This is a genomic window from Pseudomonas sp. AP42, from assembly GCF_001728935.1.
GTDB lineage: Bacteria > Pseudomonadota > Gammaproteobacteria > Pseudomonadales > Pseudomonadaceae > Aquipseudomonas > Aquipseudomonas lactis.
This window is the reverse complement of the sequence record NZ_LYSO01000171.1, coordinates 1-9,690: the sequence shown is the minus strand read 5'-3', so window position 1 is coordinate 9,690 and position 9,690 is coordinate 1. Positions and strand designations below refer to the sequence as shown.

8 protein-coding genes are annotated in these 9,690 nt (G+C 60.0%); 4 read left to right on the top strand and 4 right to left on the bottom strand.

The window, feature by feature from the left end; translation table 11 throughout:
- Positions 1–235: 235 nt before the first annotated feature.
- Positions 236–943, bottom strand: a complete 708-nt coding sequence (locus A7K61_RS29545) for a tellurite resistance TerB family protein (protein WP_069558938.1) — start codon at positions 941–943, stop codon at positions 236–238.
- A 304-nt stretch (positions 944–1,247) separates the two neighbouring features.
- On the opposite strand from A7K61_RS29545, the gene A7K61_RS29540 reads away from it, so the two are divergent.
- Positions 1,248–2,873 (top strand): glucan biosynthesis protein D, encoded by a 1,626-nt coding sequence (locus tag A7K61_RS29540; RefSeq protein ID WP_069558937.1) that lies wholly within the window; start codon positions 1,248–1,250, stop codon positions 2,871–2,873.
- A gap of 54 nt (positions 2,874–2,927) precedes the next feature.
- Here A7K61_RS29540 and A7K61_RS29535 read toward each other — a convergent pair whose 3' ends face one another.
- From A7K61_RS29535 to A7K61_RS29525, 3 genes are all read right to left on the bottom strand, one after another.
- Entirely contained in the window at positions 2,928–3,113 is a 186-nt protein-coding gene (locus tag A7K61_RS29535; RefSeq protein ID WP_003189066.1) for a hypothetical protein, read from the bottom strand.
- Positions 3,114–3,416: 303 nt separating this feature from the next.
- Positions 3,417–4,523, bottom strand: coding sequence for an NADH:flavin oxidoreductase/NADH oxidase (locus A7K61_RS29530; protein ID WP_047712716.1), 1,107 nt, complete (start codon positions 4,521–4,523; stop codon positions 3,417–3,419).
- Between the two features lie 212 nt (positions 4,524–4,735).
- Complete coding sequence (locus tag A7K61_RS29525) at positions 4,736–6,637, bottom strand: potassium transporter Kup (protein WP_032893242.1); 1,902 nt, start codon at positions 6,635–6,637, stop codon at positions 4,736–4,738.
- Positions 6,638–7,115: 478 nt separating this feature from the next.
- Between A7K61_RS29525 and A7K61_RS29520 the strand changes: the two genes are divergently transcribed.
- From A7K61_RS29520 to A7K61_RS29510, 3 genes are all read left to right on the top strand, one after another.
- On the top strand, positions 7,116–7,451 hold the full coding sequence (locus A7K61_RS29520; RefSeq protein WP_069558939.1) for an addiction module antidote protein: 336 nt from the start codon (positions 7,116–7,118) through the stop codon (positions 7,449–7,451).
- Positions 7,452–7,632: 181 nt separating this feature from the next.
- Complete coding sequence (gene rimO, locus A7K61_RS29515) at positions 7,633–8,973, top strand: 30S ribosomal protein S12 methylthiotransferase RimO (RefSeq protein WP_003231334.1); 1,341 nt, start codon at positions 7,633–7,635, stop codon at positions 8,971–8,973.
- A gap of 100 nt (positions 8,974–9,073) precedes the next feature.
- Complete coding sequence (locus A7K61_RS29510; protein ID WP_069558936.1) at positions 9,074–9,544, top strand: GNAT family N-acetyltransferase; 471 nt, start codon at positions 9,074–9,076, stop codon at positions 9,542–9,544.
- Positions 9,545–9,690 lie beyond the last annotated feature (146 nt).

Sequence of the window (9,690 nt, the reverse complement as noted above, 5' to 3'; positions counted from 1 at the left end):
TATCCCTGCCGGTTTACCCCCCAAATCACTGTCGAATTCCGGCCAGCGTGGTTTAACGGGGCGCCTAAGATCAAAAGCAGATCAAGAGCAAGATCAAGGGCGGCTCGCTTCGCATCGTAGTTACGGTGTTGGTATCTATGCCGAGATGGCGTCAGTCAGTCAGAAATAGAGTGACTGGCCCACCGCATTCGCGGGCAAGCCCGCTCCCACAGGTTTGACTGGCGTGTGGCCCTATTTACGCGTTTAGCCGTACTTGTTTTTCCAGCTCAAGCTTCAAGCCTGGTTCAAGTTTCAGTTGGCGGGCCAGTTCGTCCAGGTAGGCTTTTTCCATGAAGTTTTCTTCGTCCACCAGCATCACGCTGGCGATGTACATTTCGGCGGCCATTTCCGGGGTGCTGGCGGCGCGGGCGACGTCGGTGGGGTCCAGGGGTTTGTTGAGTTCGGCGTGTAGCCAGTGTTGCAACTCCTGATCGTTGTCCAGCTTGGTAAATTCGCCTTCGATCAAGGCGCGCTCGCGCTCATCCACATGCCCGTCAGCCTTGGCCGCGGCTACCAGTGCCTTGAGAATGCCTTGGCTGTGTTGCTCCACTTGGGCCGGTGGCAGGCGGTCGATGGTTTGCGGCTCGCCTTGGGGCGCGCTGGCCTGCTGGGCTTGCCAGTTGCCGTAAGCCTTGTAGGCAATCACACCGAGTGCGGCCAGGCCGCCGTAGGTGAGTGCCTTGCCGCCGAATTTGCGGGCTTTTTTGTTGCCCAGCAGCAAGCCCATGGCTCCCGATGCCAGGGCGCCGCCGCCGGCACCGCCGAGCATGCTGCCGAGCCCGCCACCGTTGAGCAAGCCGCCGAGGGCGCCCTTGTCATTGGACTTGCGTTGGCCGCCGGCCTTGTTTTGCAACATGTCCTGGCCAGACTTGAGCAGTTGATCGAGCAATCCACGGGTATTCATTCGTAGCCTCCAGACACTTGGGTTCGTAGGACCAATAGGCCTCCAGCGTAAAACTAAGTGCCAAAAAGCCGTGATCTAGAGTGCTTCCAGATGTAACGCTCTGCCGCGATGCTGGAAATGTCTTGTTGCACATGCAACGCCATCATCCCGCCATCAATCAATTTGCCTCGCTCATCGAACCGCTTAAGCTATCCGGCGTCTGTTTATTGTCCGTTGCGTTTGGCCGAAGGCATGTCCGAACCGTTATTTCTGATCCGTTACGTGCCAGGAACGGCGCGGGATTTGCTCACGACAGGTTGTCTCTATGCACCGCAGGAATTTGCTCAAAGCATCCATGGCCATTGCGGCTTACACCGGTTTGTCGGCCAGTGGCCTGCTGGCCGCCCAGGCCTGGGCCGCAAACCAGGCTGCCGATGGCAAGGCCGTGGCGTTCGATTTCGAATCGCTCAAGGCCCAGGCCAAGCAATTGGCCACCCGTGGCTACCAGGACACTAAGCAGGTGCTGCCGCCGACCCTGGCCACCATGACCCCGCAGAATTTCAACGCCATCGGCTACGACCGCAACCATTCGCTGTGGAAGGAGTTGAACGGCCAACTGGACGTGCAGTTCTTCCACGTCGGCATGGGTTTCAAGACGCCGGTGCGCATGCACAACGTCGACCCCAAGACCCGTGAAGCCCGCGAAGTGCACTTTCGCCCTTCGCTGTTCAACTATGAAAAAACCACGGTGGACACCCAGCAACTGACCGGCGACCTGGGTTTCTCCGGCTTCAAGCTGTTCAAGGCGCCGGAACTGGACCGCCATGACGTGCTCTCGTTTCTGGGCGCCAGCTACTTCCGTGCGGTGGATTCCACCGGCCAGTACGGCCTCTCGGCGCGCGGCCTGGCGATTGATACCTACGCGAAAAAACGCGAGGAATTCCCTGATTTCACGCAGTTCTGGTTCGAAACCCCGGACAAGAACGCCACGCGTTTTGTGGTCTACGCCCTGCTTGACTCGCCCAGCGCCACTGGCGCCTATCGCTTCGATATCGACTGCCAGGCCAACCAAGTGGTGATGGCGATCGACGCGCACATCAATGCGCGCACCGCCATCGAACAACTGGGCATCGCGCCCATGACCAGTATGTTCAGCTGCGGCACCCATGAGCGCCGCATGTGCGACACCATTCACCCGCAAATCCACGACTCGGACCGCCTGGCCATGTGGCGCGGCAACGGCGAATGGGTCTGCCGGCCCCTTAACAACCCGGCCAAACTGCAATTCAACGCGTTCGCCGACACTAACCCCAAAGGCTTCGGCCTGGTGCAGACCGACCATGAGTTCGCCAGCTACCAGGACACCGTCGACTGGTACAGCAAACGCCCAAGCCTGTGGGTTGAGCCGACCACGGCCTGGGGCGAAGGCTCGATCGACCTGCTGGAAATCCCTACCACTGGCGAAACCCTGGACAATATCGTGGCCTTCTGGACCCCGAAAAAGCCCGTGGCCGCCGGTGATTCGCTCAACTACGGCTACAAGCTGTACTGGAGCGCACTGCCGCCGGTGAGCACGCCGCTGGCACAGGTCGATGCGACCCGTTCGGGCATGGGCGGTTTTACCGAAGGCTGGGCCCCCGGCGAGCATTATCCGAAAGTATGGGCGCGGCGTTTTGCCGTGGACTTCAAGGGCGGCGGCCTGGATCGCCTGCCGGCGGGCACTGGCATCGAGCCTGTGGTGACCTGTTCCCACGGTGAGGTGAAGGACTTCAGCGTGCTGGTGCTGGACAACATCAAGGGTTACCGCATCCTGTTCGACTGGTACCCCACCAGCGACAGCGTGGAGCCGGTCGAGCTACGCCTGTTTATTCGCACCCAGGACCGCACCCTCAGTGAAACCTGGCTGTATCAGTACTTCCCGCCTGCGCCAGAGCAACGCAAGTACACCTGATGCCACACTGCACGATCATTCCCACGCAATAACGTGGGAATGATCGGATTTGGCTCAGAACCGCGACACGCTTTTCATCGCGCCAATCAGATAGCGCATCGCCACCTGATCACTCTCGGTCAGCGCCCGATATTGCGCCAGCAACTCCATTTCATCTGAACTCAATCTTCGACCCCGCAAGGACATCCGGCGGCTCAGAAAAGACGCCACCGCACCCGCTACGCCATAGGACTTGGCCATGGACAGCTACTCCTGATATCAGTCAAATACTCCTGGTGCCCATTTCCCAACTCCCGAGAAGCGCAACGGCTTCGCGGACCAACCGCCTGTCTCCCTGGGCCAGAAGTCGGGCTTACCCTTAGCGTAGAAACTATCTCATCATTCGTGGGATTTTTTTAGAGTATTAACTTAAAAAATAACGTCGGTAATAAAAGCCTACAGCGATTGCTCACGCAGTGGCCGATATCGGCTGCGCAACGCCTACAACGCGCGCAAGAAAAAACCCACCGTATCAGGGTGGGTTTGGCACAGAGGTGAGCAGGATCAATCCCGCAGGTCCGACTCATGAATCGGCTGGTCCCGATGAGTCGCCCGCTGGTATTGCGCAGGCCAGGTTGCCTTGCGCCCACCCAGGTCATCGTCGGCGTGCAGTGGCCAATAAGGGTCACGCAGCAGTTCGCGGGCCAGGAAAATAATGTCGGCTTGGCAGGTACGCAGGATGTGCTCGGCTTGGGCGGGTTCGGTAATCATGCCAACGGTGCCGGTGGCCATGCCCGATTCCTTGCGCACGCGCTCAGCGAAGCGCGTCTGGTAGCCGGGGCCGGTGGGAATCTCGGCATTGGCGGCAGTGCCCCCGGACGATACGTCAATCAGATCCACCCCCAGGTCTTTCAGGCGGCGCGCCAATTCCACGGTTTCATCCGGGTTCCAGCCGTCTTCCACCCAATCGGTGGCCGACACGCGCACAAACAGCGGCAACTCCTCAGGCCACACGGCGCGCACGGCCTTGGTCACTTCCAGCACCAGACGAATGCGGTTTTCGAAAGAGCCGCCGTAGTGGTCTTGACGCTGGTTGCTGATCGGCGAGAGGAACTGGTGCAACAGATACCCGTGGGCGGCATGGATTTCCACCACTTCAAAGCCTGCGGTCAAGGCGCGCTTGGCGGCGGCGACAAAGTCGGCGATCACCTGCTGGATCTGTGCTTCGTCCAGTGGCTTGGGCTGGGTGTGATTGGGGTCGAAGGCAATCGGCGAGGGCCCCACCGGCACCCAGCCGCCCTCCTCCGGTTTGACGCTGCCGTGTTTGCCGATCCATGGCCGATGAGTGCTGGCCTTGCGCCCGGCATGGGCCAGCTGAATTCCGGCCACTGCGCCCTGGGCCGCGATAAACCGCGTAATACGCCGCAACGGTTCGATCTGGGCGTCGTTCCACAGGCCCAGGTCCTGGGCGGTGATGCGGCCGTCGGCGGTCACCGCCGTGGCCTCGGTAAAAATCAGCCCGGCGCCGCCCACGGCTCGGCTGCCGAGGTGCACCAGGTGCCAGTCGTTGGCCAGGCCATCGTCGCTGGAGTATTGGCACATGGGTGAAACCGCGATGCGGTTGAGCAGGGTCAATTGGCGCAGGGTGTAAGGTTCGAGCAGCTGACTCATGGCGCACCTCTTCTGGGCTTCATAGGCATTTTTGTAGGAGCGAGCTCGCTCGCGAAGGCCTCACAGGGGTCGCGTTTATCCAGGATTAACGCGTGATCGTTGACGTTTTTCGCGAGCAAGCTCGCTCCTATCAGCCTAGTCGACAACCATCGTTTGCACAGGGTTCAGAAAGGAAAGCGGGAGCCGATTGCCGGCTCCCGGTAGGCAGCGCCTTACATCTCGACCTGGGTGCCCAGCTCGATCACACGGTTGACCGGCAGTTTGAAGAACCGCAGGTTGCCGTTGGCGTTTTTCAACATGAAGGCAAACAACACTTCGCGCCAACGGGCCATGCCTTTGATACGCGAGGCAATCACCGTTTCACGGCTAAGGAAATAGGTGGTGCGCATCGGGCTGAAGTCCAGATCATCCAGATGGCACAGCTTCAACGCTTCGGGTACGTCCGGTTCATCGGTAAACCCGAAGTGCAGGATCACCCGGAAGAAGCCTTCGCCATAGGCATCCACCTCGAAGCGCCGCGCCGCTGGCACCCGTGGAATGTCTTCATAGACCACGGTCAACAGCACCACCTGCTCATGCAGCACCTGGTTATGCAGCAGGTTGTGCAACAGCGCATGGGGCACGGCGTCGGGCCGCGCGGTGAGGAACACCGCCGTGCCCTGCACGCGATGGGGCGGCTGTACGCGGATACTACTGATAAAGATCGGCAATGGCAGGCCACCCTCGTCGAGACGGCCGACCAGCAATTGCTTGCCGCGCTTCCAGGTGGTCATCAGCACAAACAGCACGATCCCCGCCAGTACCGGGAAGGCCCCGCCCTGGAGAATCTTCGGCGCGTTGGCCGCGAAGAACAGGCCGTCTACCAACAGGCAGCAGAGCAACAGCGGCACGGCCAGCACCGGCGGCCATTTCCACAGCAGCAGCATGACCGCCGATACCAGAATGGTGGTCATCAGCATGGTGCCTGTTACAGCTACGCCGTAGGCCGAGGCCAGGGCACCGGAAGATTCGAAACCCAGCACCAGCAGGATCACGCCGACCATCAACGACCAGTTCACTGCACCGATGTAGATCTGGCCCTGTTCGGCACTGGAGGTGTGCTGGATATGCATGCGCGGGATATAACCCAGCTGGATCGCCTGGCGGGTCAACGAGAACGCGCCGGAAATCACCGCCTGGGAAGCGATTACCGTGGCCATAGTGGACAAGCCCACCAACGGGACCAGCGCCCAGCTCGGCGCCAGCAGGTAGAACGGGTTACGCGCAGCCTCCGGATCGCCCAGCAGCATCGCGCCCTGGCCGAAATAGTTGAGCACCAGCGCCGGCAGCACCAGCAGGAACCAGGCGCGGGCGATGGGTTTGCGGCCAAAGTGGCCCATGTCGGCGTAGAGCGCTTCTGCGCCGGTCAAGGCCAGCACCACCGCGCCGAGGATCGCCACGCCAATACCCGGGTGAACCATAAAGAAGCGCACGCCCCACGCCGGGTTCAGCGCATTGAGCACTTCGGGTTGCTGCAAAATGCCGTACACCCCCAGGCCGCCCAACACCAGGAACCAGGTGACCATCACCGGGCCGAACAGCTTGCCGATGCGGTCGGTGCCGTGTTTCTGGATCAGGAACAGCGCCACCAGCACCACCAGGGCAATGGGCACTACCCATTTTTCCAGGCCGTCGAACGCCAGTTCCAAGCCTTCGATGGCCGACAACACCGAAATTGCCGGGGTGATCATACTGTCGCCGTAGAACAACGCCGCGCCACACAGGCCACACACCACCAGAAAACCGCGCAATTTGGCCCGCGTGCCGGCAGCTCGCCGCGCCAGCGCGGTGAGCGCCATGATCCCGCCCTCGCCCTGGTTATCGGCACGCAGCACGAACAGCACGTACTTGATCGACACCACCCAGATCAGCGACCAGAAGATCAGCGCGAGGATCCCCAAGACACCGTCATGGTTGACCTGCACGCCATAACCACCGTTGAACACCTCTTTAAGGGTGTAGAGCGGGCTGGTCCCGATATCGCCATAAACCACCCCGACCGCCGCCACCAGCATGCCAATCGGCTTGGCTTTTGAATGCTCGGCACCTGCTGCCTGACTACTTGCCTGACCCATCAACCACTCCTGCCCTTTTGACCTGAGGTCTTTTATAAACAGCGCTTCTAAGCTGACCCTAGCATGCGCTGTTTTACTTCTCGTAACAGACGTTTTATTGACCCAAGGGCTTTACCCGTGCGCAACGGCGCGAAGCATAGCGCAGCACTCGTCGTATTTCCCCGTTCAAGTGAACGGGGTGTCGTTTTAGGCAATCAGTCATAGAGGCCACAGCAGCACTTTGGCGCCTTTTTGCCTGCATTGATCACATTTACGGCCAACCGTATATTCCTGGCCCGGCTCAGTCGTGCTGCTTGGGTGGTGTGAGCAGGAGCGCCTTGCCGGATTACCTGATCGGTCAATCGTGCATTCGCATGGCGCGCAGTCGATACATATAAAGCCGTCTCTTTTAAGGTACATGCCTCATGCGCAAGGTGAGACACGCACTGACATCGATCAGGCCAAAGGCTCTTTGGAAATCCTACAAGGTGCAGCAAACATGACCATTCGTACCCGCCCGCACGAAGATAGCGTTCTGGAAATGCTTCGCAACGACGAGGCATTTGCCCTCGAATATTTGTCTGTCGCGCTTGAGGAAATAGATGAAGCCGGTGGCGAGGACGCTTTCCTTGTTGCTATCCGTCGAGTGGCGGAAGCCCGTGGTGGGATGCTCAGCTTGTCGCAGAACACCGGACTCAATCGAGCAAACCTCTACAGGTCCATCGGCGTCGGCGGCGATCCTAAGCTCTCTACTTTGCTTAAAGTCCTCCAGGCGTTAGGTGTGGGCATGTCTAAAGTGGTATCGCACCGAATCGAACAAGACATCCAGGCTTAAGCGCGCGCCAGTGGCTATGGGGATTACCCGGCGCAGCACTCGTCGCATTTCCCTGCATAAAGCTGGTCAAGTGCGTTGCCCACCGATAGAATTGCGCACTTTTTGATCAGAGGCGCGCCAAGCGCCCGTCCGTTGCTTTGTCGTGCACGACCGGCAGCGTCATTCAATACCGAGGTTAGACATGTCCACCACCATCGCAAAAGCCAACCCCAAGGTTGGCTTTGTTTCCCTGGGTTGCCCGAAGGCGCTTGTCGACTCCGAGCGCATCCTCACGCAATTGCGTATGGAAGGCTATGACGTCGTGTCCACGTACCAGGACGCCGATGTGGTGGTGGTCAACACCTGCGGCTTTATCGACTCGGCCAAAGCCGAATCGCTGGAAGTGATCGGCGAAGCCATCAAGGAAAACGGCAAGGTCATCGTGACCGGTTGCATGGGCGTGGAAGAAGGCAATATCCGCAACGTGCACCCGAGCGTGCTGGCCGTGACCGGCCCGCAGCAGTACGAGCAGGTGGTCAACGCTGTGCACGAGGTGGTGCCGCCACGCCAGGATCACAACCCGCTGATCGACCTGGTGCCGCCTCAAGGCATCAAGCTGACCCCGCGCCACTATGCGTACCTGAAGATTTCCGAAGGCTGCAACCACAGCTGCAGCTTCTGCATCATCCCGTCGATGCGCGGCAAACTGGTGAGCCGCCCGGTGGGTGACGTGCTCGACGAGGCCCAGCGCCTGGTCAAGTCTGGCGTCAAGGAGCTGCTGGTGATCTCCCAGGACACCAGCGCCTACGGCGTGGATGTAAAATACCGCACCGGTTTCTGGAACGGCGCGCCGGTGAAAACCCGCATGACCGAACTGTGCGAAGCCCTCAGCAGCCTGGGCGTGTGGGTGCGTCTGCATTATGTTTACCCGTACCCGCACGTGGACGAGCTGATCCCGTTGATGGCCGCCGGCAAGATCCTGCCGTACCTGGACATCCCGTTCCAGCACGCCAGCCCGAAAGTGCTCAAGGCGATGAAACGCCCGGCGTTCGAAGACAAGACCCTGGCACGCATCAAGAACTGGCGCGAGATCTGCCCGGAGCTGATCATCCGTTCCACCTTCATCGTTGGTTTCCCCGGCGAGACCGAGGAAGACTTCCAATACCTGCTGGACTGGCTGACCGAAGCGCAGCTGGACCGCGTCGGTTGCTTCCAGTACTCGCCGGTGGAAGGTGCTCCGGCCAACCTGCTGGACCTGGCCGTGGTGCCGGACGACGTCAAGCAAGACCGTTGGGAGCGCTTCATGGCGCACCAACAGGCCATCAGCTCGGCGCGCCTGCAACTGCGCATCGGCAAGGAAATCGAAGTGCTCATCGATGAAGTCGACGAGCAAGGCGCGGTAGGCCGTTGCTTCTTCGACGCCCCTGAAATCGACGGTAACGTGTTTATCGACGATGCCAGCGGCCTGAAGCCGGGTGACAAAGTGTGGTGCACCGTGACCGATGCCGACGAGTACGACTTGTGGGCTGAAAAGCGCGACTGATCGCCCGATGATAAAAAAGCCCCGCCTCTGAGAAGATGCGGGGCTTTTTTAGGTCTATCGTATTGCCCATCAACCCCGAATACAGCAAGGGACAGCGGGTATGCGTCAGCATTCGGTGATTCACACACCTAAAACCAGCGACTACGCGCGCCTGGTGCAGATCTGGGAGGACTCGGTACGCGCCACCCACGACTTCCTCCCGGACAGCTATATCGAGTTGCTGAAAAACTTGGTGCTGACCCGCTACCTCGATGCGGTGATGCTGATATGCACCAAGGACTCGCGCCAACGCATCAACGGATTCGCCGGCGTGTCGGCGGGCAAGGTGGAGATGCTGTTTATCGACCCGCACTACCGTGGGCAGGGACTGGGCCGGCAATTGCTGGGTTACGCGATCGAACACATGAATGCCGATGAACTGGACGTCAACGAACAGAACCCCCAGGCCTTGGGGTTTTACCTCAAGCAAGGCTTCGAGGTGATCGGGCGCACGGAGCATGATGGGCTTGGGCAGCCTTATCCGCTGCTGCGCCTGCGTTTGCAGCAACAGCAACAAGCCCGTAATGCCTGAAGTCACCCCGTACAACGGTTGGAGCTGGCTTGCCTGTGATGGCCATAGGTATCTACACAACTGCGCAGTTCGCCGCAGCCCCCGGTAACCACGATGCGAAGCGAGCCGCTCTTGATCTTGATCTGCTCTTGATCTTAGGCGCCCCG